This is a genomic window from Paraburkholderia sp. 31.1, from assembly GCF_014397645.1.
GTDB lineage: Bacteria > Pseudomonadota > Gammaproteobacteria > Burkholderiales > Burkholderiaceae > Paraburkholderia > Paraburkholderia tuberum.
On record NZ_VZQN01000165.1, the window covers coordinates 1 to 1,088 of the forward strand.

The window sequence follows — 1,088 nt, forward strand, 5'->3', positions numbered from 1 at the left end:
TTCAAACCGAAAAAATCCGTCGCGCTGTCGGGCGTGACCGCGGGCAACACCGCGCTGTGCACGGTCGGCAAGACCGGCAACGATCTGCACTATCGCGGCTATGACATTCTCGACATCGCCGAGGCGTGCGAATTCGAGGAGATCGCTTATCTGCTGGTCCACGGCAAGCTACCGACCCAGGCCGAACTGACCGCGTACAAGACGAAGCTGAAGTCGATGCGCGGCCTGCCGGCCAACGTAAAAGCCGCGCTCGAATGGATTCCGGCCGCCGCGCATCCGATGGACGTGATGCGCACCGGCGTGTCGGTGCTCGGCGCCGTGCTGCCGGAGAAAGACGATCACAACCTGCCCGGCGCGCGCGATATCGCCGACAAGCTGATGGCCTCGCTCGGCTCGATGCTGCTGTACTGGTATCACTACTCGCACAACGGCAAGCGCATCGAGGTCGAAACCGACGACGATTCGATCGGCGGTCATTTCCTGCATCTGCTGCACGGCGTCGAGCCGTCGAAGGCGTGGGTCGATGCGATGCACGTCTCGCTGAACCTGTACGCGGAGCACGAGTTCAACGCGTCGACGTTCACCGGCCGCGTGATCGCGGGCACGGGCTCGGACATGTACTCGGCGGTCACCGGCGCGATCGGCGCGCTGCGCGGCCCGAAACACGGCGGCGCCAATGAAGCCGCGTTCGAAATCCAGTCGCGCTACCAGACGCCTGACGAAGCCGAAGCCGACATCCGCCGCCGCGTCGAGAACAAGGAAGTCGTGATCGGCTTTGGCCATCCGGTCTACACGATCTCGGACCCGCGCAACAAGATCATCAAGGAAGTCGCGAAGAAGCTGTCGAAGGAAGCGGGCAACACGAAACTGTTCTCGATTGCCGAACGGCTCGAATCGGTGATGTGGGACGCGAAGAAGATGTTCCCGAACCTCGACTGGTTCAGCGCGGTGTCGTATCACATGATGGGCGTGCCGACCGCGATGTTCACGCCGCTGTTCGTGATCTCGCGTACGGCAGGATGGAGCGCGCACATCATCGAGCAGCGCGTCGACAACAAGATCATTCGTCCGAGCGCGAATTACACCGG

The 1,088-nt window shown here is 62.5% G+C and carries 1 protein-coding gene; it reads left to right on the top strand.

All coding sequences use genetic code 11. The annotated features are described in order from the left end of the window. Positions 1-1,088 (top strand): 2-methylcitrate synthase (prpC, locus tag F6X37_RS35795; protein WP_187614672.1); only part of this gene is annotated, 1,088 nt, incomplete at both ends.